Source organism: Nonomuraea indica (genome assembly GCF_002850745.1).
Taxonomy (GTDB): domain Bacteria; phylum Actinomycetota; class Actinomycetes; order Streptosporangiales; family Streptosporangiaceae; genus Nonomuraea; species Nonomuraea indica.
Window position 1 is genome coordinate 485,947 of sequence record NZ_KZ559467.1, and the last position, 21,405, is coordinate 507,351.

The 21,405-nt window shown below is 72.9% G+C and carries 19 protein-coding genes; 12 read left to right on the top strand and 7 right to left on the bottom strand.

The window, feature by feature from the left end; genetic code table 11:
• Window positions 1-86 precede the first annotated feature (86 nt).
• The 5 genes from CXR44_RS06320 to CXR44_RS06340 are packed head-to-tail and all read left to right on the top strand — an operon-like array spanning window position 87 to window position 6,321.
• On the top strand, window positions 87-1,634 hold the full coding sequence (locus CXR44_RS06320; RefSeq protein ID WP_101783921.1) for an acyl-CoA synthetase: 1,548 nt from the start codon (window positions 87-89) through the stop codon (window positions 1,632-1,634).
• A 19-nt stretch (window positions 1,635-1,653) separates the two neighbouring features.
• Window positions 1,654-2,562, top strand: coding sequence for a Zn-ribbon domain-containing OB-fold protein (locus CXR44_RS06325; RefSeq protein ID WP_101783922.1), 909 nt, complete (start codon window positions 1,654-1,656; stop codon window positions 2,560-2,562).
• Window positions 2,562-3,581, top strand: a complete 1,020-nt coding sequence (locus tag CXR44_RS06330; protein WP_101783923.1) for a lipid-transfer protein — start codon at window positions 2,562-2,564, stop codon at window positions 3,579-3,581. The genes CXR44_RS06325 and CXR44_RS06330 overlap by 1 nt, the downstream gene beginning before the upstream one ends.
• Entirely contained in the window at window positions 3,581-4,735 is a 1,155-nt protein-coding gene (locus CXR44_RS06335) for a thiolase domain-containing protein (protein WP_101783924.1), read from the top strand. Before CXR44_RS06330 ends, CXR44_RS06335 begins: the two co-directional genes overlap by 1 nt.
• Window positions 4,732-6,321, top strand: a complete 1,590-nt coding sequence (locus CXR44_RS06340; protein ID WP_101783925.1) for an acyl-CoA synthetase — start codon at window positions 4,732-4,734, stop codon at window positions 6,319-6,321. Before CXR44_RS06335 ends, CXR44_RS06340 begins: the two co-directional genes overlap by 4 nt.
• A 65-nt stretch (window positions 6,322-6,386) precedes the next feature.
• Here CXR44_RS06340 and CXR44_RS06345 read toward each other — a convergent pair whose 3' ends face one another.
• Both CXR44_RS06345 and CXR44_RS06350 read right to left on the bottom strand, forming a co-directional pair.
• Complete coding sequence (locus CXR44_RS06345; protein WP_101783926.1) at window positions 6,387-7,013, bottom strand: LysE family translocator; 627 nt, start codon at window positions 7,011-7,013, stop codon at window positions 6,387-6,389.
• Between the two features lie 33 nt (window positions 7,014-7,046).
• Window positions 7,047-7,925 (bottom strand): LysR family transcriptional regulator, encoded by an 879-nt coding sequence (locus tag CXR44_RS06350; protein WP_101783927.1) that lies wholly within the window; start codon window positions 7,923-7,925, stop codon window positions 7,047-7,049.
• Between the two features lie 110 nt (window positions 7,926-8,035).
• Between CXR44_RS06350 and CXR44_RS06355 the strand changes: the two genes are divergently transcribed.
• On the top strand, window positions 8,036-8,557 hold the full coding sequence (locus CXR44_RS06355) for a cysteine dioxygenase family protein (RefSeq protein WP_101783928.1): 522 nt from the start codon (window positions 8,036-8,038) through the stop codon (window positions 8,555-8,557).
• Here CXR44_RS06355 and CXR44_RS06360 read toward each other — a convergent pair.
• A complete protein-coding gene (locus CXR44_RS06360) occupies window positions 8,536-9,195 on the bottom strand; it encodes an alpha/beta fold hydrolase (protein WP_101783929.1) in 660 nt (219 codons plus the stop codon). The genes CXR44_RS06355 and CXR44_RS06360 overlap by 22 nt on opposite strands.
• A 112-nt stretch (window positions 9,196-9,307) precedes the next feature.
• Between CXR44_RS06360 and CXR44_RS06365 the strand changes: the two genes are divergently transcribed.
• The gene (locus tag CXR44_RS06365; RefSeq protein WP_101783930.1) at window positions 9,308-9,820 is read left to right on the top strand and encodes a pyridoxamine 5'-phosphate oxidase family protein; all 513 of its coding nucleotides are present in this window, start codon (window positions 9,308-9,310) and stop codon (window positions 9,818-9,820) included.
• A gap of 12 nt (window positions 9,821-9,832) precedes the next feature.
• Here CXR44_RS06365 and CXR44_RS06370 read toward each other — a convergent pair whose 3' ends face one another.
• Window positions 9,833-10,339 carry a DinB family protein gene (locus CXR44_RS06370; RefSeq protein WP_101783931.1) on the bottom strand — a complete coding sequence of 169 codons (507 nt, stop codon included), beginning with the start codon at window positions 10,337-10,339 and terminating at the stop codon, window positions 9,833-9,835.
• A gap of 248 nt (window positions 10,340-10,587) precedes the next feature.
• Here CXR44_RS06370 and nhaA point away from each other — a divergent pair, with 248 nt between their 5' ends.
• Both nhaA and CXR44_RS06380 read left to right on the top strand, forming a co-directional pair.
• Entirely contained in the window at window positions 10,588-11,904 is a 1,317-nt protein-coding gene (gene nhaA, locus CXR44_RS06375) for a Na+/H+ antiporter NhaA (RefSeq protein WP_101783932.1), read from the top strand.
• A gap of 120 nt (window positions 11,905-12,024) precedes the next feature.
• On the top strand, window positions 12,025-13,197 hold the full coding sequence (locus CXR44_RS06380; protein ID WP_101783933.1) for a PucR family transcriptional regulator: 1,173 nt from the start codon (window positions 12,025-12,027) through the stop codon (window positions 13,195-13,197).
• 102 nt (window positions 13,198-13,299) lie between these two features.
• Here CXR44_RS06380 and CXR44_RS06385 read toward each other — a convergent pair whose 3' ends face one another.
• Both CXR44_RS06385 and folE read right to left on the bottom strand, forming a co-directional pair.
• On the bottom strand, window positions 13,300-15,543 hold the full coding sequence (locus tag CXR44_RS06385; protein WP_245898888.1) for a transglycosylase domain-containing protein: 2,244 nt from the start codon (window positions 15,541-15,543) through the stop codon (window positions 13,300-13,302).
• Window positions 15,544-15,767: 224 nt separating this feature from the next.
• Window positions 15,768-16,412, bottom strand: coding sequence for a GTP cyclohydrolase I FolE (gene folE, locus CXR44_RS06390; RefSeq protein WP_101783934.1), 645 nt, complete (start codon window positions 16,410-16,412; stop codon window positions 15,768-15,770).
• Window positions 16,413-16,550: 138 nt separating this feature from the next.
• On the opposite strand from folE, the gene CXR44_RS06395 reads away from it, so the two are divergent.
• Window positions 16,551-17,207, top strand: a complete 657-nt coding sequence (locus tag CXR44_RS06395; protein WP_101783935.1) for a helix-turn-helix transcriptional regulator — start codon at window positions 16,551-16,553, stop codon at window positions 17,205-17,207.
• A 33-nt stretch (window positions 17,208-17,240) separates the two neighbouring features.
• On the opposite strand, the gene CXR44_RS06400 is transcribed toward CXR44_RS06395, so the two are convergent.
• Entirely contained in the window at window positions 17,241-18,596 is a 1,356-nt protein-coding gene (locus CXR44_RS06400) for a dipeptidase (protein ID WP_101783936.1), read from the bottom strand.
• 232 nt (window positions 18,597-18,828) lie between these two features.
• On the opposite strand from CXR44_RS06400, the gene CXR44_RS06405 reads away from it, so the two are divergent.
• Together CXR44_RS06405 and ald are read left to right on the top strand one after the other, a co-directional pair.
• The gene (locus tag CXR44_RS06405) at window positions 18,829-20,211 is read left to right on the top strand and encodes an aspartate aminotransferase family protein (protein WP_101783937.1); all 1,383 of its coding nucleotides are present in this window, start codon (window positions 18,829-18,831) and stop codon (window positions 20,209-20,211) included.
• 31 nt (window positions 20,212-20,242) lie between these two features.
• Complete coding sequence (gene ald, locus CXR44_RS06410; RefSeq protein WP_101783938.1) at window positions 20,243-21,358, top strand: alanine dehydrogenase; 1,116 nt, start codon at window positions 20,243-20,245, stop codon at window positions 21,356-21,358.
• Window positions 21,359-21,405 lie beyond the last annotated feature (47 nt).

Consider the following 21,405-nt stretch of genomic DNA (forward strand, 5'->3'; position numbering starts at 1 on the left):
GTTACGCTGCCCTGGCAAATAAGAACTTGTTCTTGTTTTTCCCTTCCTGGGCAGGCCGGTGACTCGACCACCGACGAGGAGACCCCATGGGCACGCTCGGATTCTGGAGGCTGGCGCAGGCCGATCCGGACTGGATCGCCGCCGTGGACCCCGACGGCACGGAGCACCGGGCCGGTGACCTGCTCGCCCGCTGCAACCGGCTCGTCCACGGGCTGCGCGAGCTGGGCCTGCGGCCCGGCGACGGCATCTGCGGCCTGATGCCCAACGGCGCCGACGGCCTCGTCCTCTATCTCGCCGCCCTGCAGGCCGGCTGGTACTACACGCCCGTCAACTGGCACCTGACCGGGCCGGAGATCGCCTACATCGTGGCCGACAGCGAGGCCAAGGCCTTCTTCGCGCATCCCCGGTACGCCGCCGAGGGCACGCGCGGGGCCGAGGCCATCGCCCCCGAGCGCCGCTTCGCCGTACCGGGGGACATCCCGGGCTTCCGCCCGGTGGGAGAGCTGACGGACGGGCGGCCGGACACCGCGCCCGCCGGGCGCACGGCCGGGGCCACCATGCACTACACCTCGGGCACCACCGGCAAGCCCAAGGGCGTCAGACGCCCGCTCAGCGGGCTCGACCCCGACGACGCCGCCGAGCTGATGACGTTCCTGCTCGGCCTGTTCGGCATCACGCCCGGGCGGCCCAACGCGCACCTGGTCACCTCGCCCAACTACCACACCGCCGTCACCCAGTTCGGCGGCACGGCCCTGCACATGGGGCACACGCTCGTCTACATGGACAAGTGGGACGCCGAGGAGACGCTGCGGCTCTGCGAGCGCCACCGGATCACCAACTCGCACCTGGTCCCCACCCACTTCAAGCGCCTGCTCGCGCTCCCGGACGAGACCCGCGCCCGGTACGACCTGTCGTCGCTGCGGTGGATGATCCACGCCGCCGCCCCCTGCCCCGTGCCGGTCAAGCGGGCGATGCTCGACTGGTGGGGCGACTGCGTCTACGAGTACTACGCGGCCACCGAAGGCGGCGGCACCCTCGCCACCCCCGAGGACTGGAAGGCCCACCCCGGCACGGTCGGCAAGGCGTGGCCGATCAGCGAGCTGCTCATCGTGGACGACCAGGGCGAGCCGGTGCCGCCCGGCACCCCCGGGACGATCTACATGAAGATGCTCGGCGTCAGCTTCGAGTACAAGGGCGACCCCGCCAAGACCGAGGCCGGCCGCCTCAAGGACCACTTCACCGTCGGCGACGTCGGCTACCTCGACGAGGACGGCTTCCTCTACCTGTGCGACCGCAAGTCCGACATGATCATCTCGGGCGGGACCAACATCTACCCGGCCGAGATCGAGAACGAGATCATGGTGCACCCCAAGGTCGCCGACGTGGCCGTGTTCGGCATCCCCGACGACGAGTGGGGCGAGCAGATCAAGGCCGTGGTCGAGCCCGCGCCCGGTATCGAGCCTGGCCCCGGGCTGGCGGCCGAGATCCTCGCCTCGCTGGAGGGGCGGCTGGCCCGGATGAAGTGGCCCAAGACGATCGACTTCATCGCCGAGATGCCCCGCGAGCCCAACGGCAAGCTGCTCAAACGCAAGCTGCGCGCCCCCTACTGGGAGGGCCGCGAGCGTGCCATCTGACCGCACGGGAGGTCGTCCCATGCCCCCACCCGAGACGGACGGGCCGCCGGCCGCCCGGCACGTGCTGGAGTTCCCCGGCGGCTACACCCGCACGACCGGGCCGGTGATCGGCAGGTTCCTGACCGAGTTGCGCGCCGGCCGCCTCGTCGGCGTGCGGACGGCCGAGGGCCGGGTGCTGATGCCGCCCCTGGAGTACGACCCGGCCACCGGCGACGCCGTGAGCGACGAGTACGTCGAGGTCGGCCCGGCCGGGACGGTCACCGCTGCGGCCTGGGTGCCCCAGCCGCTGCCCGGCCACCCGCTCGACCGGCCGTTCGCCTGGGCGCTCATCAGGCTCGACGGCGCCGACACCGCGCTCGTGCACGCCGTGGACGCCGGCAACCCCAAGGCGCTGCGCCCGGGCTCGCGCGTCTGGCCGGTCTGGCGGCAGGACCGCACCGGTCACATCACCGACATCGCCCACTTCGCGCCCGAGGTGACGCGCATCGTCTCGCCCGTCGCGCCGGAGTACCGCATCCAGGCCGGCGGCGCGCTGCGCGTCTTCCTCGAAGGGGTCCGGCGCGGCGTCTTCCTCGGCGGCCGGTGCGCCACCTGCGCCAAGGTGTACGTGCCCTACCGGGCCTCCTGCCCCGAATGCGGCAGCGCCATCGACGAACGGGTCGAGCTGCCCGACACCGGGACCATCACCACGTTCGCCATCAACAACCTGCCCGACCCGCGCGCCCCCGAGGTGCCCTTCGTCTCGGCGTACATCCTGCTCGACGGCGCCGACATCCCCATGATCGCGCTGGTCGGCGGGGTGCCCGCGCACGAGGTGCGGCAGGGCATGCGGGTCCGCGCCGAATGGCTGCCCGAGGACGAGCGGACCCTGTCCATGGCGAACGTCCGGTGGTTCACCCCCACCGGCGAACCCGACGCGGAGCTGTGATGAGAGACGTGGCGATCGTCGCCTTCGCCCAGACCCGTCACACCGGCCACGACACCGGCCTGTCCGAGCCCGAGCTGATCCTCCCGGTGATCAACGAGGTCAAGGACCGCACCGGCCTGCGCAGGTTCGGCTTCACCTGCTCCGGAAGCTGTGACTATCTCGCCGGGGCGCCGTTCTCGTTCGTCTCCGCGCTCGACGCGCTCGGCGCCTGGCCGCCGATCTCCGAGAGCCACGTGGAGATGGACGGCGCCTGGGCGCTGTACGAGGCCTGGGTCCGGCTGCAGCACGGCGACGTCGACTCCGCCCTGGTCTACGGCTTCGGCAAGTCCTCCCTGGGCGACCTGCGCACGATCATGACGCTCCAGCTCGACCCGTACTACCTGGCGCCCCTCGGCCTGGACCAGCTCTCCCTCGCCGCCCTCCAGGCCGCCGCCCTCGGGGCCGACCAGGCCGAGCTGGACGACATCGTCCGGCGCAGCCGGGCCGACGGCCTGGCCAACCCGTACGCGCCGGACCCGCCGGCGGAGATCCCCGACGGCTTCGCGGTGGAGCCGCTGAGAACCTGCGACATCGCGCCGATCACCGACGGCGCCGCCGCGGTGGTGCTCGCGGCCGGTGACCTCGCCACGCGGCTGTGCGAGCGCCCCGCCCACATCAGGGGCATCGCGCATCGCATAGAGCCCCACTACCCGGGTATGCGGGACCTCGCCCGGTCGGCCTCCGCGGCCGAGGCCGCACGAGCCGCGGGGGCCGGCAAGGGCCCGATCGACGTGGCCGAGCTGCACGCGCAGTTCGCCCACGAGGAGCTCATCCTGCGCCGCGCGCTGGAACTGCCCGGCGGCACGGTCGTCAACCCGTCCGGCGGGCCGCTCGCCGCCAACCCCGTCATGGCCACCGGCCTCATCCGGCTCGGCGAGGCGGCCCGGCGCATCCACGACGGCACCGCCTCGCGCACCGTCGGCCACGCCGCGAGCGGCCCCTGCCTGCAGCACAACCTCGTCACCGTCCTGGAGGCATGATGGGCCACCGCTGTGCGGTCATCGGCGTCGGCCAGACGCACTACACGACCAAGCGCCGCGACGTGTCGATCGCCGGGCTGGTGCGCGAGGCGGCGCTGCGGGCGCTGGAGGACGCCGGGCTGACGTTCAGGGACATCGACGCCGTCGTCATCGGCAAGGCGCCCGACCTGTTCGAGGGCGTCATGATGCCGGAGGCGTACCTCGCCGACGCGCTCGGCGCGGCCGGCAAGCCGATGATGCGGGTGCACACCGCGGGCAGCGTGGGCGGGTCCACCGCGCTGGTCGGCGCGAGCCTGATCCAGGGCGGCGTGCACGACCGGGTGCTGGTCGTGGCGTTCGAGAAGCAGTCGGAGTCCAACGCCACCTGGGCGCTGTCCACCCACCTGCCGTTCAACGCCTCCCTCGTGGTCGGCGCGGGCGGGTACTTCGCCCCGCACATCCGCGAGTACATGCGCCGCACCGGCGCGCCCGGCCACATCGGCACGCTCGTCGCCGTCAAGGACCGGCGCAACGCACTCCGCAACCCCTACGCCCACCTGAGGATCCCCGCCATCGACCGGGCCATGGTCGAGTCGACGCCGATGCTGTGGGAGCCGATCCGCTACCTGGAGACCTGCCCGTCCAGCGACGGCGCCTGCGCCATGGTGCTGTCGTCGGAGACGGCGCTGGCCGGAGGCGGCACGCCGGCGTGGATCCACGGCGCCGCCATGCGCTCCGAGCCGATCTTCCGGGCCGGCCGCGACACGGTCAACCCGCAGGCCGGCAAGGACTGCGCCGCCGACGTCTACCGGCAGGCCGGCATCACCGACCCGCGACGGCAGATCGACGTGGCCGAGGTGTACGTGCCCTTCTCCTGGTACGAGCCGATGTGGCTGGAGAACCTCGGCTTCGCCGCCGAGGGCGAGGGCTGGAAGCTCACCGAGTCCGGAGCCACGGCGCTCGACGGCGACATCCCGTGGAACCCCTCCGGCGGCGTGCTCTCCAGCAACCCGATCGGCGCGTCGGGCCTGATCAGGTTCGCCGAGGCCGCACTGCAGGTGCGCGGGACGGCGGGCGAGCACCAGGTGGACGGCGCCCGGCTGGCGCTCGGCCACGCCTACGGCGGCGGAGCGCAGTTCTTCGCGATGTGGATCGTCGGACGGGAGAAGCCGTGACGGAGTTCAACCACGCAGACCTGTTCGAGGGGCTGGCCGACACGATCGGCGACCGGGTCGCCGTCGTCTGCGGCGACGAGCGCCGCACCTACGCCGAGCTGGACGCCGAGGCCAACCGGCTCGCCCACCACCTGCTCGACCGCGGCGTCGAACCCGGCCAGCACGTCGGGCTGCAGCTCTACAACGGCATCCCGTACGTCGCCGGGCTGCTGGCCGCACTGAAGATCCGCGCCGTGCCGATCAACGTCAACTACCGGTACGTCGAGGCCGAGCTGCTCTACCTCTACCGCGACTCCGACATCCGGGCGCTCCTGTACGACGTGGAGTTCGACGCCAGGGTGGCCGCCGTGGCCGGGGAGGCGCCGCTGCTGCGGCACCTGGTCGCCGTCGGCGGCGAGCCGGGGGTCCCGGGGGCGGTGCCGTACGGGACGGCGCTGGCGGGCGGCAGGGCCGAGCGCGGCTTCGCGCCGCGTTCCGGGCAGGACGTCTACATCATCTACACCGGCGGCACGACCGGCATGCCGAAGGGAGCGATGTGGCACGTCGAGGACCTGTTCATGGCCTTCGGCGGCGGCAACCCGTACGGCGAGCCGCGCGCCACCCCGCGGGAGGTGATCGACGCGGCGGCCGGGTCCGGCCCGATGGTGATGATGGCGGTGCCGCCGCTGATGCACGGGGCCGCGCAGATGGCCACGTTCATCGCCTGGTGGATGGGCGCGACCATGGTGTACGTGCGCAGGTTCGACCCGGGCGAGGTGTGGCGGACGGTCGCGCGGGAGAAGGTGTTCACGATGAACATCACCGGCGACGCCATGGCCCGGCCGCTCGCCGACGAGCTCGCGGGCGGCGGCCACGACGTGTCGTCACTCGGCGTGATCAGCTCCACGGGCGCCATCCTCACCGGGTCGGTGCGCGACCGGCTCCAGGAGCTGCTGCCGAACGTGATGATCCTCGACAACTTCGGCTCCACCGAGTCGGGCTTCACCGCCTCCGGCGTGGCCGGCTCCTCGCCCGAGAAGGGCCTGCGCTACCAGCCGAACGCCACGGCCCGGCTCGCGGTCCTCGACGAGAAGCTGCGGCCGGTCGAGCCGGGCTCCGGGCAGCTCGGCACCGTCGCGAAGGCGGGCCGGATCGCGTTCGGCTACTACAACGACCCCGGCAAGACCGCCGCCACGTTCGTCACCGGCGAGGACGGCACGCGGTGGCTGCTGACCGGTGACCTGGCCACCGTCGAGACCGACGGCACCGTCAACGTCTTCGGCCGCGGCTCGCAGTGCGTCAACACCGGCGGCGAGAAGGTCTTCCCCGAAGAGGTCGAGGCCGTGCTCAAGGGGCACCCGGCCGTGTTCGACGCGGTCGTCACGGGGGTGCCCGACGAGCGGTGGGGGAGCAGGGTGGCGGCCGTGGTCGAGCTCCGCGAGGGCGCCGAGGCCGGCGTCGAGGAGCTGGACGCGCACTGCCGGCGGCTGCTCTCGGGCTACAAGGTGCCGCGCACCTACGCGTTCGTCGAGGAGGTGGTCCGCTCGCCGGCGGGCAAGGCGGACTACCGGTGGGCCAGGCAGGCGGTCGAGGCCGCCGGCTCCTGAGGCCGCCGGGCCTTGTCGTCGAGGGAGAAGGCCCTGCGGGCCTGGTCACCGGCCGAGGAGGGCCGTCAGGCCTTCTCGCCGGTGAGCCAGGCGGCCAGGCCGAGGTAGACGACGCCGCTCCCGACGTCGAGGCGGCGGCGCGCCCGCGCGGAGCCGCGGATTCGCCCGGCCAGCGCCGAGGCCAGCATGGCGTAGGTGCCGTCGGAGGCCATGCCGAGCACGATCCAGACCACGCCGAGCACGAGGATCTGCGCGGCGACGGGACCGGCGGCGGGGTCGGTGAACTGCGGCAGGAACGCCAGGAAGAAGATCGCGGTCTTGGGGTTGAGCACGTTGACCACGAACCCCTCCCAGAACATCCGCCGCCGCGAGTGCGGCTCGATCTCGACGACCTCCGCGGCGTCGCCCCGCCGCAGCAGCTTGCGCGCCCCGAGCCAGACCAGGTAGGCGACGCCCACCCACTTGACCACGGTGAACGCGGTCGCCGAGGCGGCCAGCAGCGCGCTGATGCCCAGCGCGGCGGCGGCGACGTGCACCAGCGAGCCCGCGTGCACGCCCAGCACCGAGACCAGACCGGCGGCTCTGCCCTGGGCGACGCTGCGGGTGACGATGAACAGCACGGCGGGCCCCGGCACGACGAGCAGGGCGAGCGTGGCGGCGGCGAAGAGTGAGAGTGTCACGAGGTCTGGCATGGGGTCATCGTCGCACGGCAGCCCGCACGGCCGTCAAAAACTTTCCCGCAGCGCCGCGAGCAGGGTCCGGGTGGCCGGCGGGTGGGGCGGCTCGCCGTAGACGGCGGCGTGGACGTGCCTGGTGGAGCCGGGGATCTCGGTGGTGACCACACCCGGGTGGCGGTGCGCGCGCAGGGCCAGCCCCGGCAGCAGCGTCACCCCCATGCCGGCGGCGACCAGCGCCTGAACGGCCACGATGTCGTCGCTGGTGAACGACAGCCGCGGCGCGAACCCGGCCTTGGCGCACATGTCGAGCAGATGGCTCCGGCACCGGTCGCAGCCCGCGATCCACTGCCCGCCGGCGTGCGCCGCCAGCCCGCTCGACGGCCCGTCCTGCGGCGTGCCCGGCGACGAGACGAGGTAGCTCGGGTCGTCGAGCAGGTGGACCATGGAGATGCCGTTGTCCTCGGGAGCCGTGTCGTCGTAACGGAAGATCACCGCGACGTCGACCCGGCCGGAGCGCAGCAGCCGCAGCGCCTCGGGCGGCTCGGTCTCCGTGATGTCCAGCCGCAGGCCGGGATGGTCGCGCGCCAGCCGTGCGGCCGCCTCGGGGACGAACGTGCCGATCGCCGACGGGAAGGCCGCCAGCCGCACCCGGCCGGAGCGCAGCCCGACGTGGGCGGCCAGCTCGTCGGCGGTGGCGTCGAGGCGGGCGATGATGTCGGCGGCCCGCTCGGCGAGCAGCCGCCCGGCCTCGGTGAGCCGGATGCCGCGCCCGGCACGCTGGACGAGCTTGGCGCCGGTCTCCGCTTCGAGGCGGGCCAGGTGGTGGCTGACCGAAGGTTGTGAGTAGTGCAGCTCCTGGGCCGCCGCCGTGAGGGAGCCGCGGCGGGCGACGGCGACGAGGACGCGCAGCCGTACGACATCCAGCATCCATCAACCATATCTATGAGTGAGCCACAGAACATCTGTTGGACCTATCGGTGGTTCCGTAGCACCGTGGAAGGGGAAAGAGCCTTAGCGTCTTTTCCTAGGGGGAAACCATGAAATTGGCCATGGTCCGGCCCGGCCTCGCCGACCTCGTCGCGGGCGTCGCCGCCATCACCGGCCGGGGGCTCGGCGGCCGCGCCGCCGCGTTCGCCGTCGCCGACCTGCTCCGCGACCGCCTGCACACGCTCGATCTGCTCACCCCGCAGGAACGCGCCGGCTCACCCGAGGGATACGTCTCACAGGTGCTGCACGCCCAGGAGGACTTCTCCGTCGTGGCCGTCGTGTGGCGTCCCGGACAGGGGACGGCCATCCACGATCACGTGTCGTGGTGCGCGTTCGGCGTCATCAGCGGCGTCGAGCACGAGACCGTCTACCGCGACATGGGCGACCACCTGGCCGAGGTCGGCCGGGCCGACAACCGGCCCGGCGACGTCAGCGGTTTCGCGCCGCCCGGCGACATCCACCGGGTGCGCAACACCAGCGCCGAGGTCGGCGTCTCGGTGCACGTCTACGGCACCGACGTGAGCAGGCTCGGCAGCAGCGTCCGGCGGGTCTACGACCTGCCGGTGCGCTGACCGGCGTAGCCCGCCAGGCGGCTCGCCAGCTCGGCCGGGCGGGCCAGCATCGGGGCATGGCCGCCGTCGATCTCGTCCGGCGTGACGCCCAGCCGCTCGCGGACGACCTCGCGCATGAACGCGGGCGGGAAGAAGCGGTCGTCGCGGCAGAGCAGGAACCTGGTCGGCACGTCCGGCCACCCGTCGAGCGGCCACGGCTCCAGCAGCGCCTTCTCGGCGTGCTCCCGGCCGCCCGCCAGCATCTCGGCGGCCAGGTCCGGCGGCACGTCGTGCAGGAACACCGCGACCTCGTCGCTCATGTCGGGCCCCTGGAAGCCGGTGTTGGCCCACCAGTCGCCCGGCGGCTCGCCGGGAGCCGGGATCATCGCCGTCACCAGGACGAGCAGGTCGGCCTTGACCCGGTCGCAGACCAGCGGGCCGACGAAGCCGCCCCACGAGTGGGCCACCACGACGAGGTCGGTGCGGTCGCCGACGGCCTTCACCACGCTGTCGGCGTAGTCGCCGAGCCCCGCCGACGGGTCCTCGATCGGCAGGTCGACGGCCACCGTGTCGTGGCCCATGCGGCGCAGCTCGGTCTCGACCAGCCGCCAGTCACGGGCGCTGCCTCCGCCTCCGTGGATGAGCGCGAACGTCGCCATGTCTCCTCCTCAAGAAGTCCACGAATGCAGACCGCCGGGCGGGCGCGAACTCATCGCGCACGGCGATGATTTCCGGTCCGGAGACAGGTCTGCCCCGAGAGAGGAGCTGTTCATGAACCCGATCACCGAGCTCGACCCGCGGTACAGCGCCCCCGGCGCCACCGCCACCCCGTGGGCGGAGGCACGCGACGGCCTGGCCCGCGCCGAGACGTTCTGGCTGTCCACGATCCGCCCCGGCGGCGGCCCGCACGTCACCCCGCTGCTCGCCGTCTGGCACGACGGCACGCTCTGCTTCTGCACCGGCGTCGCCGAGCAGAAGGCTCGCAACCTGGAGGCCGACCTGCGCTGCGCGCTCACCACGGGAGGCGGCTCCCGGACCCAGGGGCTCGACCTGGTCGTCGAGGGAGTCGCCCGCCGCGTCACCGACCCGGCGCGGCTCCGGACGCTCGCCGACGCCTGGGAGGCCAAGTACGGCCCCGAGTGGCGCTTCGAGGTGCGCGACGGCGCCTTCCACAGCCACGAGGGCGGGGCGGCGGCGGTGTTCGCGGTGGCGCCGGTCCGGGCGTACGGCTTCCGCAAGGGCGACTACAGCCAGACCCGCTGGACGTTCGAGCCGGCCGGGTAGCGCGGGCGCGGGTCAGTCGCCGGTGACGCCGTCGATGCGCTCGCGGAGCAGGTCGGCGTGCCCGTTGTGGCGGGCGTACTCCTCGATCATGTGCACGAGGACCCAGCGGTGGCTGCAGTCCTGGCCGTGACGCTGCCGCTTGCCCAGGGCATCCAGAGGGAGGGCGGCCGACAGCCTGCGGGCATGCTCGATCTCCTCCTGCCAGACGGCGAACGCCTCCTCGGCCGAGGCGGTGTCCACGTCGTCGAAGTCGGCGTCGACGCGCTCGTCCTTGCCCCACAGCCGGGGTACGTCCTCGTCGTCGAGGATGTGCCGGAACCACGCCCGTTCGACGTGCGCCATGTGCCTGACCAGGCCCAGCAGCGACATCGACGACGGCGGGGCGCTGCGCAGGCGCAGCTGCTCCTCGGTCAGGCCCGCGCACTTGACGGCGAGCGTGCCGCGATGCCATTCGAGCCAGTTGGTCAGCACCGTGCGCTCGTCACCGGTGAGGGGCGGGGGAATGCGGTCGTCGGTCATGAACGGCAACGTATCCGGTGGCGGGCCGGCCACCGGCACGGGGTGTCCGTGGCGGGGTGGCCGACATGGGGTGTCCGCCGTGTCGGAGTGGGCCGGCATGGGATATCCGCCGTGGCGGGGCGGGGCGACCTTGCCGGTGACCGGCAAGCAGGCCCGCCCTGACACTGCGCGCCGGCCACGTTGTGGCGGCGGCCGGTCACCCGGCAGGCTGGTGACATCCCCTGCCACCACTCTCCCGGAGCGTGTCCATGATCAATGCTGTGCGCCGCACCCTGTTCGACCGGGGTTCCTGGGCCGAGGCCGGCCGCATCGCCGACATCCTCCGCAAGGAGACCCTCGGCGGCGCGCTCCTGCTGGCCGGCGCGGCGGCCGCACTGATCTGGGCCAACTCTCCCTGGTCGGCCGGGTACGAGGCGCTGCGCCGCGTCACCGTCGGCCCGGCGGCGCTGCACCTGGACCTCGACCTGGCGACCTGGGCCGCCGACGGGCTGCTCGCCATCTTCTTCTTCGTGGCGGGCCTGGAGCTCAAGCGGGAGTTCGTGGCCGGCGACCTGCGCCACGCGCGGCGGGCCGCCGTCCCGGTCGCCGCCGCCGTCGGCGGGGTGCTCGTCCCCGCCGCGCTCTACCTGCTGCTGACCCGCGGCACCGCCGGCGCCGCGGCCGGGTGGGCGATCCCCACGGCCACCGACATCGCGTTCGCGCTGGCGGTGCTCGCGGTGGCCGGCAGGTTCCTGCCCGCGGCGCTGCGCACCTTCCTGCTCACCCTCGCCGTGGTGGACGACCTCATCGCGATCGTCATCATCGCGGTGTTCTACACCGCTGACCTGGCACCGGTCCCGCTGCTGGCCGCGCTGGCGCCGCTGGCCGTCTTCACCGCTCTGGTGCAGCGCAGGGTGCGCTCGTGGTGGCTGCTGCTGCCCCTGGCGTTCGCCGTCTGGGCTCTCGTGCACGCCTCCGGGGTGCACGCCACCGTCGCCGGGGTGCTGCTGGGGTTCGCCGTGCCCGTCGTGCGCAGCCGGCGCGCGGGCGGCCTGGAGGCCGGCCCGGGGCTGGCCGAGCACTTCGAGCACCGCTTCCGGCCCCTGTCGGCCGGGGTGGCCGTGCCTGCGTTCGCGTTCCTGTCGGCCGGCGTGACCGTGGGCGGGCTCAGCGGTCTCGCCACCGCCCTGACCGACCCGGTCGCCCTCGGCGTCGTCGCCGGGCTGGTCCTCGGCAAGCCGATCGGCGTCATGGCGGCCACCTGGCTGGTGTCCCGCTTCACCCGGGCCCGCCTCGACGACGGGCTCGCCTGGGTGGACGTGCTGGGCCTGGCGCTCCTGTCCGGCATCGGCTTCACGGTGTCGCTGCTCGTCGGCGAGCTCGCCTTCGGCGCCGGCACCGAACGGGACGCGCACGTCAAGCTCGCCGTGCTGGCCGGGTCGCTGGCCGCCGCGATGATCGCCGCGTTCGTCCTGCGCCTGCGCGGCCGGGCGTACCGGCGCATCCACGAGATCGAGACCGCCGACCTCGACCACGACAGCGTCCCCGACGTCTACCAGGACCCGTCCCCGGCGGACCGGGCCTGACCCGCCGAGGGCGAGCCGGCGGAGCCTGACCTGGGGGCCTGCCGGGCCGGGCGGCCTGCCGGGTGGCCCGCCCGGAAGGCCGGGTTACCGAAGGCCGCGGGAACGTGCCAGCCTGGGGGCATGGCTGGTCACCGGCAAGGAGACGACCCCCGCGGCACCGCCGGGCCCGGCGTGCCCGAGGTGGCGGCACGGGCCGGCGCCGACGCCGGAGGCGTGCGTGCCGAGTGGGTGCCCGCGTACCTCGCCCTGCTCGCCGAGGTCAGCCTGACCGGGCGGGGCCCCGACGCGGCGGCCCTGGCCCGGGTGCGCGCGAGCGGTGAGGCGGCGGCCCGTGACGGCCTGCCGCTGCGCGCCGTCATCGACGCGCATCTCAGCGCCACCTGGCTGGCCTGGCCCGACCTGCCCGGCGTCGCCCGCGCCCGGCGGGTCGACCAGCTGCGGTCCGTCGGCCAGGCCGTGCTCAAGGCCGCCGACCGGTCCGCCCTCGCCCTAGTGGAGGGGTACGAGACGGCCCAGCGGCTGGTGATCCGCCGCGAGGAGGGGCTGCGGCGGGAGTTCATCGACGACCTGCTCCACGGCCGGCTCACCGCGGGCACCCTCGCCGAACGGGCCGAGCGCTTCGGGTTGCGCCCCACCGGGGGGCACGTGGTGTGCGTGGCGGAGGGCGGGCGGCCCTTCTACGACGGCGGGCCGGTCGCACGGCACGTGGAGGCCGCCCTGCTGTCCCGGTTCGGCGTGCGCGACCTGCTGGTCGCCACCAAGGAGGGGCTGCTCGTCTGTGTCGCCGACGACCACGCCGAGGGCGTCACCCGGGCGTTCGTGACCCACACCGAGGAGCTGGCGGGCGACGACCCGGCGCTGCGGATCGGCGTCGGCCGGGCTCACCCGGGCCCCGCCGGGATCATGCGCTCCTACGAGGAGGCTCGCGGCGTGGTCACCTTCGCCCGCCGCCTGGAACTGCCGGAGCGGGTGCAGAACGCCGCCGACCTGCTCGTGCTCCAGGTGCTCCTGCGGGACAACGCGGCGATCACCGAGCTCGTGGAGACGGTGCTCGGCCCGCTGCGCGCCCGGCGCGGCGGGCCGGGCGTGCTGCTGGACACGCTGTTCGCCTATTTCACCAGCGGCGGGGTGGCCACCGAGGCGGCCCGGCGGCTGCACGTGGGCGTGCGCACGGTGACCTACCGGCTCGACCGGGTCCGGACGCTCACCGGCCACGACCTGGACCACCCGATCCAGCGTCACGCGCTGGAGACGGCGACCCTGGGCGCCCGCCTTCTCGGCTGGCCCGGCTAGTCAGTCCTCCCGCGCGGGCCTCGTCGACCCGCCGCGGTCCAGCGGCCCGGCCCCGCCTCCTTACCCGCCGAGCCCCGTCATCGAGCCCCGTCATCGGCCCCGTCATCGAGCCCCGTCATCGAGCCCCGCGTCGGGTCCGGTGCCGGTCCCTCCGTCGGCTTCGGCGCCCGTTCCGGCGTCGAGCCCGTCGCCGAGGAGGCCGCCGTCGAGCTGGTCGTCGAGCTGGAGCTCGTCCCGCAGGCCGTCCGGGTCCTCGACCGCCGGCTCGTCCGGCTCCTCCCGGACGGGCGCGCAGCTCGCGGCGCAGCCCCCGAAGCGGGACGTGTTGACCGGGGTGAAGTCCCTGGCGGGCGTGTCCCTCAGCGCCGCCGTCATCGTGTCCTTCCAGATCGGGCCCGGCAGCGAGGCGCCGGCCACCGCGCCGAAGTACCGGCCGCCGATGGTGACGCCGGCGAGCTTGTGGCGCTGCGAGCCGCGCGGGTCGCCGATGCTGACCGCGCCCGCCAGGTCAGGGGTGAACCCGGCGAACCAGGCCGTCGCGTACCCGTCCGTGGTGCCGGTCTTGCCCGCCGCCGGACGCCCGATCCCGCCCACCGACCGCATCATCCCGTCGGTGAAGACCCCGGTCAGCACCTCGGCGGTGGCGTCGGCCACCTCCGCGTCCAGCGCCTGCCTGCACGACGGCTCGTAGGCGTCCGTCCTGCCCGTGGCGGTGTCGGTGACCTTGGTGATGGCCATCGGCGCGCAGTACCTGCCGCGCGCCGCGATGGCGGCGTAGGCGTTGGCCACGGTCACCGGGTCCATCTCGTTGATGCCGAGCGTGAACGTCTCGTACTCCTGCAGCGGCTTGCCGTCCGCCCGCCTGATGCCCAGCGACTTGGCCGTCTCCACGGTCTCGCACAGGCCGACCCGCTGCTCCAGAGACATGAAGAAGGTGTTCACCGACCCCCAGGTGCCGGTCTTCAGCGTCTTGAAGCCGGGCGTGCCCTCGTCGTTGGTGACGGTCCACGACGGGATGCCCATGTTCTCGCCCTCGCAGTTCCTGAACGAGGACGGGCTCGGGGCGGTGTAGCCGTTGCCGACGGTGATGCCGTCGTCGAGCTTCATGCCGTCCTTCAGCGCGGCGATCAGCGTGAAGGTCTTGAACGTCGAGCCGGCCTGGAAGCCGATGAGGCCGCCGTGCCTGCTGTCGGCCACCGGGTTGTAGGAGATCTCCTTCGCGCGCACCGAGTCGCCGAACTTCCGGCTCGCCGCCATCGCCCTGATCATCCCGGTTCCGGGCTGCACCAGCGCCTGCGAGGCGACCGCGTCGTCCGAGGCGAACACCCGCTTCCTGATGGCCTGGTCGGCCGCCGCCTGCATCCTCGGGTCGAGCGTGGTGTAGATCTTCAGTCCGCCCTGGGTGAAGCGCTGCCGCCTGATCTGCGCCGTCCCGCCGAACGCCGGATTCGTCAGCAGCTCGTACCGGACGTACTCGCAGAAGTACGGATGGCGGCCGGCCTGGCAGCCGTTCGGCTGCGGAACCCCCTTGTAACCGAGCTTGGCCTTCTTGGCCTCCGCCGCCTGCTCGGGCGTGATCCGGCCGAGCTGCGCCATCCGGTCGAGCACCACGTCGCGCCGCTCCAGCAGCAGCTCCCGCGCCTTCCTGCCCCGGCCCGGGTCGGTGCGGTTGGGGTCCTGCACCGCGCCGGCCAGCGTGGCGGCCTGCGCCAGGTTCAGCCTGGCGGCCGGGATGCCGAAGAAGCGCCGGGCCGCCGCCTCCACGCCGTTCGCGCCGTCGCCGAAGTAGACGATGTTGAGGTACTTCTCCAGGATCTGGTCCTTGGTGTACTTCTGCTCGACGGCCAGGGCGTGGCGCAGCTCGTTGAGCTTGCGGGCGTAGCTGGCCTCCAGCGCCTTGTCCCGGTCCGCGTCGGTCGTCGCCGAGTTGAGCAGCACCTGTTTGACGTACTGCTGGGTGATGCTGGAGCCGCCCTGGCTGACGCCGCCCGCGCTGAGGTTCTTCGCCAGCGCGCGGATCGTGCCCTCGATGTCGATCGCGCCGTGCTGGTAGAAGCGGTCGTCCTCGATGGCGACGATCGCCGTCCGCATCACCTCGGACACCTGCGACAGCGGCACGACCTTGCGGTACTGGTCGTAGAACTGGGCGATCTGCCTGCCCCGCGCGTCGTAGACCGTCGAGGCCTGGGCCAGCGACGGCTCCTTGAGCTCCATCGGCCTGATGTCGAGCTCCTCGGCCGCCGACACGAACACCGCCCCGCCGCCGCCCACGGCGGGCAGCGCGATGGCCGCCACCAGCACTCCGGCGGCCACGCCCGCTCCGGCGAGGCGCGCGACGCCCGCCAACCTGGAAACGGGGCCGGTACGTGAAGTCGGGTGCGAGTCGGGCATGGCGGCCATGACAGCACAGCCCGCGCCGCCCTGTCCAAGACGCTATGGAGGGCGTGCCGATATCGGACCGGATATCACGCGTGCTGGTGGCGGCCGGCCGGGGGCCGGCCGCCTTCAGCGGACGGGCGGGTGGAGCCGGGCGGCCGGGGCGTGCTTCGCCCGCGGGTCCCGGCGGTGGGTCAGTCCCCGTGGGCGCGCGAGGCGGCGGTGGTGAGGGCCATGAACTCCTGCCGGGAGCGCGGGTCGTCGCGCAGGGTGCCGAGCAGGCGTGAGGTGACGGTGCGTGCGCCGACGGCCTGCACGCCCCGCAGCGACATGCACAGGTGCTCCGCGTCGAGGATCACCCCGACGCCTCGGGGCCGCAGGCTCTCGTCGAGGAAGTCGGCGATCTGGACCGTGAGCCGTTCCTGCACCTGCATGTCGCCGGCGAAGTGCCGGACCACGCGGGCGAGCTTGGACAGGCCGACGATGCGCTCGCCCGGCAGGTAGCCGACGTGGGCGACGCCGGAGAACGGCAGCAGGTGGTGCTCGCACAGTGAGGAGAAGGCGATGCGGGTGACGAGGACCAGCTCGTCGTAGTTCTCGTCGTTGGGGAAGGTCGTCATCGCGAACGGGGCGGGCGTCAGCAGTTCGGCGTACGCGCCGGCGACGCGCCGCGGCGTGTCACGCAGATGCGCCGACCGCGGGTCGCGGCCGAGAGCGACCAGCAGATCAGCCACGGCCTGCTGCGCCGCGGGCAGGTCGATCACCGGCGCCTGCCCGGCGGTGCGGTCCAGGACGGCGGTCTCGGCGGTGTCGCTGTCGTCCCATGTCAGCAGGGTCATCGGGTCTCCTTCGGCGGCCGGAGGCGGGCTCTCCGGTGCGCGGCGATTTTCGCCAACTCCTGTGCTCAATATTCCGCCGCGACCCGAATTTAGTCAACAGTCATTGGCATAAATAGCGCGTTCGGCTACCGTGGAGCCATGGGCGCCCTGCCGGAGGACCTCGAAGCGCTCGGCCTGCTGGCCGAGCCGCAGCGGGCGCGCATCCACGCGCTGCTGACCGGCGCCCCCCGGCCGCACACCCGGCAGGAGATCTGCCAGGCCCTCGGCATGGGACGCACCCTCGTGGCCTTCCACCTGGAAAAACTCGAACAGGCGGGCCTCGTCACCGTCGTCACCGAGCCGACCGGCACCGGCCGCCGCGGCCGGCCCGCCCAGCGCTACCAGGCCACGCGGCGCGAGCTGAGCGCCTCGCTGCCGCCCCGGCGCTACGAGCTGCTCGCCGAGATCCTGCTGGAAGCCGCGCAGGAACACGAGCCGCCCGAGCCGTTCGCCCGGGCCGCCGACCGGGCGGCCGAACGGCGGGGCCGGCTGCTGGCGGCCAAGCAGCCCGGCCCCGACGCCCTCTGGCCCCTGCTCGACCAGCTCGGCTACGAGCCGGCGGCCGACGGCCGGACCGTGCTTCTGACCAACTGCCCGTTCCAGCGGATGCGCTCGGTCAACGCCGGGCTGGTCTGCTCGATGAACGCCGCCCTGGCCCGCGGCTACCTCGACGGCCTGGACGCGGCCGGCCGGTTCGCCCCCCGGCTGCGGCCCTGCCCGGACAACTGCTGCGTGATCCTCGAACCCGTCGGCTGACCCCGCGGGAAGCCCCCGCGGGGCCGGCCGGTGTCAGACGCCGAGGGCCGAGGGGAGGCTCAGCTCGTGCAGGAAGAGGGCCTCCGCCGTGGCGGTGCGGCGCAGCTCCTCCAGGTCGACGCGCTCGTTCGGCGCGTGGATGGCGGCGTCCTCGTCCTCGGCGCCGAAGAGCAGGATCTCCGCCGCCGGGAACTGCTTGAGCAGGGTGCTGACAAGGGGGATGGAGCCACCGGCGCCGACGTCGCGGGGCGGCCGGCCGAAGGCGCGCTCCATCGCGCGGTTGAGCGCCGAGCGGGCCTTGCCGCCCGAGTCGGCCTGGAACCCCGAACCCACCGTGAAGTCGCCGAATCCCACCTGCACGCCCCACGGCGCCACCTGCCGCAGGAACTCGACCACGGCGTTGACCGTCGTCTTCGGGTCGCCGGCCGGGGGGACCCGGACCGTGACGCGGGCGCGGGCCAGCGGCTGCACGGCGTTGATGGCCCCGGAGACCGTGGGCACGTCCAGGCCGGTCACCGTGATGGCGTACGACGACCACAGGCGGTCGGCCAGCGAGCCGGAGCCCACCAGCGAGACCCCGTCCAGCACCCCGGCCGTCTTCCTGAACTCCTCCTCTGTCGGCCCCTGGCCGAGGAACGCCCCACGCGGCAGACCGGGGACACGGATGTCGCCGTTGTCGTCGTGCAGCGAGGTCAGCATGCGCATCAGCGCGGCGAGCGCGTCGGGGGCGGCGCCGCCGAACGAGCCGCTGTGCACCGGCTCGCGCAGCGTGCGGACCTCGACGGTGAACGCGGCCATGCCGCGCAGCGAGGTGGTCACGGCGGGGTCGCCGATGCGCGGGTTGCCGGTGTCGGCCACCACGATCGCGTCGGCGCGCAGCAGCTCGGGGTTGCGCTCGACGAACGCCTCCAGCCGCTCGCCGGCGTACTCCTCCTGGCCCTCGATGATGACCTTGATGCCGATGGGCAGCCGCCCCTGGAAGGCGCGCAGCGCGGTGACGTGGGAGATCACCCCCGACTTGTCGTCGGCGGTGCCCCGGCCGAACAGTTGGCCGTCGATCAGCGTGGGCTCGAACGGCGGCGTGCGCCAGGCGGCGGGGTCGCCGGCGGGCTGCACGTCGTAGTGGGCGTAGAGCAGCACGGTGGGCGCGCCGGGAGGGGCGGGAGACTCGCCGTACACGGCGGGGAAGCTGCCCTCGACGGGCACCTGCTGGACGCGCGCCAGCCCGGTGCTGCGCAGCAGGTCCTCGACCATGGCCGCGGCGGCGTAGACGGGCTCCTCCGGGTGGCCGGGAAAGGCCACGGAGGGAATGGCCGCCAGCCGCCGCAGTTCCTCGACGGCCTGCGGCATCGCCGCGGCGACGGCGCTCTCGATCTGGTCAGGAGTCACGGGTCGGTCCCCCGGGTCGTTCTCGGTAGTTAGCGTCTCATTGGATCACAGACGTTCCCACAAGGTGGGAAAGGCGTATGACCTGCCGGCCAACCTACCTGCGGATTTCGTAGCCGTTACATACCGGTTCTGCGGATCTCGGATTTCTTGCATAGTGTCGCGACGTATTCCTTGGCAAACCCGAGGGCCAACATGCAGACTGTGGGAAGGCCAGACACGAGGGACGATAGCCATGACGCAGCCGGACAACGACATTCTCAAGGCCGCGCACGACCACCTGTGGTTGCACTTCACCAGGCACAGCTCCTACCAGCAGTCCGAGATCCCGACCATCGTCCGCGGTGAGGGGTCCTACATCTACGACATCCACGGCAAGCGCTACCTAGACGGCCTGGCAGGGCTGTTCGTGGTGCAGGCGGGCCACGGCCGCAGCGAGCTCGCCGAGGCCGCCGCCAAGCAGGCCCAGGAGCTGGCCTTCTTCCCGCTGTGGTCCTACGCGCACCCCAAGGCCGCCGAGCTGGCCGACCGGCTCGCGGCGCTCGCGCCCGGCGACCTCAACCGGGTCTTCTTCACCACCGGAGGCGGCGAGGCGGTCGAGTCGGCCTGGAAGCTGGCCAAGCAGTACTTCAAGCTCACCGGCAAGCCGCTCAAGCACAAGGTCGTCAGCCGCCAGATCGCCTACCACGGCACCCCGCAGGGCGCCCTGTCGATCACCGGCATCCCGGCGTTCAAGCAGATGTTCGAGCCGCTCGTGCCGGGCTCCATCCGCGTGCCCAACACCAACCACTACCGCGCCGACGAGATCACCGGCGTCAAGGGCATGACGCCCGAGGAGTACGGGATCTGGGCGGCCGACCGGGTGGCCCGCGCCATCGAGATGGAGGGCCCCGACACGGTGGCCGCCGTCTTCGCCGAGCCGGTGCAGAACGCCGGCGGCTGCTTCCCGCCGCCTGCCGGCTACTGGAGGCGGCTGCGCGAGATCTGCGACGAGTACGACGTGCTGCTCGTCTCCGACGAGGTCATCTGCGCCTTCGGCCGCCTCGGCACGATGTTCGGCGGCGAGAAGTACGACTACGTCCCCGACATCATCACCTGCGCCAAGGGCCTGACCAGCGGCTACTCGCCCATCGGCGCCATGATCGCGCACGAGCGGCTGTTCGAGCCGTTCAAGAGCGGCGAGGAGATGTTCGCCCACGGCTACACCTTCGGCGGCCACCCCGTCTCCGCCGCCGTGGCGCTGGCCAACCTCGACATCTTCGAGCGCGAGGACCTGCTCGGCCACGTCACCAAGAACGAGCCGCTCTTCCAGGCCACGCTCGACGGCCTGCGCGACCTGCCCATCGTCGGCGACGTGCGCGGCGCCGGCTACTTCTGGGGCATCGAGCTGGTCAAGGACAAGACCACCAAGGAGACGTTCACCGCCGAGGAGTCGGAGCGGCTGCTGCGCGGCTTCCTGTCCAAGGCACTGTTCGACGCGGGGCTCTACTGCCGCGCCGACGACCGGGGCGACCCCGTCATCCAGCTGGCGCCGCCGCTGGTCGCGGGTCCCCAGGAGTTCGAGGAGATCGGGTCGATTCTCCGTACCGTGCTCACCGAAGCGTGGGCTCGCCTGTAACACCCCCATCGGTAGCGAAAGGACCCTTGCGATGAAGATCGGCGTGCCTGCCGAGGTCAAGAACCACGAATACCGCGTCGCCGCCACCCCCGCGGGTGTGCACGAGCTGGTGCGTCACGGCCACGACGTCATCGTCCAGCGGGGCGCGGGCCTCGGCTCGCACATCACGGACGAGGAGTACCTCTCGGCGGGCGCGAAGATCCTCGACAGCGCCGACGCCGTGTGGGGCGAGGCGGACATGGTGCTCAAGGTGAAGGAGCCGATCGCCGAGGAGTACCACCGCCTGCGCGAGGGGCTCGTCCTGTTCACCTACCTGCACCTCGCCGCCTCCCGCCCGTGCACCGAGGCGCTGCTCGGCGCGGGGACGACGGGCATCGCCTACGAGACCGTCCAGGTGGGCAACGCGCTGCCGCTGCTCGCGCCCATGTCCGAGGTGGCCGGCCGGCTGGCGCCGCAGGTCGGGGCGTACAACCTGATGCGGTTCAACGGCGGGCGCGGCGTCCTGCCGGGCGGCGTGCCCGGCGTGGCGCCGGCCAAGGTGGTCGTCATCGGCGGCGGCGTGTCCGGCCTCAACGCGGCGCAGATCGCCGTCGGCATGGGCGCCGACGTGACCGTCCTCGACACGAACGTCGACCGGCTGCGCTTCATCGACGCCATCTACCAGGGCCGGCTCAAGACGCTGGTGTCCACCTCGTACGCGATCGAGCGGGAGGTCCTCCAGGCCGACCTCGTCATCGGCGCGGTGCTCATCCCGGGCGCCAAGGCCCCGACGCTGGTCTCCAACGAACTGGTCTCGCGGATGAAGCCGGGCTCGGTGCTCGTCGACATCGCCATCGACCAGGGCGGCTGCTTCGAGGACTCGCGGCCCACCACGCACGCCGACCCGACGTACACGGTGCACGGCTCGGTCTTCTACTGCGTGGCGAACATGCCGGGCTCGGTGGCCAACACCTCCACGTACGCGCTGACGAACGCGACGCTGCCGTACGCGGTCAAGCTGGCCGACCTGGGCTGGCGCGACGCGCTGAAGGCGGACGCCGGGCTCGCGGGCGGCCTCAACACGCACGCCGGGCTGCTCACCAACGTGCCGGTCGCGCAGGCGCTGGGCCTGCCGGTCACGCCGGTGGCCGACGTGCTCGCCGCCTGACCGGCGTCACCTCCCGAAGGGCACGGCCGTCCGGCGGTGCCCTTCGC